Here is a 397-nt window from a genome sequence, read left to right on the forward strand (position 1 = left end):
CGTCGTAGCCGTGCTCACCGAACTCGTCAACGGCGGCCGAGATGATCCGTTCGCGCGAATCCGTCTCTCCGCGCGGACGCCCGCGCCGCCTCACCGTGGCCATGCCGCTCAGCCTACGCGCCGAGTCGTGCGCCGGACGCGAGAGACTGGAGGGGTGACCATTGCTCCGTTCGACCTGTCGAAGATCGGTCGCGGACTCGCGTTCGCCTCTGCAGTGGATGACCTGAGCGCGGCGCTCGACCGCAGCGCCTCCGTCGTGGTCAGCTCGCCGCCGGGCACAGGCAAGACGACGCTCGTCCCACCGATCATCGCCGGTCGCGTTCGGGGTCGCGTGATCGTGACACAGCCTCGCCGTGTGGCCGCCCGCGCTGCCGCCCGACGCCTCGCGCACCTGGAC

At 71.0% G+C, this 397-nt stretch carries 1 protein-coding gene; it reads left to right on the forward strand.

The window, feature by feature from the left end; genetic code table 11:
- Positions 1 to 154 precede the first annotated feature (154 nt).
- On the forward strand, positions 155 to 397 hold a 243-nt coding region (locus J1M86_RS24160; protein ID WP_206511663.1), incomplete at its 3' end, for a hypothetical protein.

Origin of the sequence: Rhodococcus sp. KRD197 (assembly GCF_017168235.1) — a bacterium.
Taxonomy (GTDB): Bacteria; Actinomycetota; Actinomycetes; order Mycobacteriales; family Mycobacteriaceae; genus Rhodococcoides.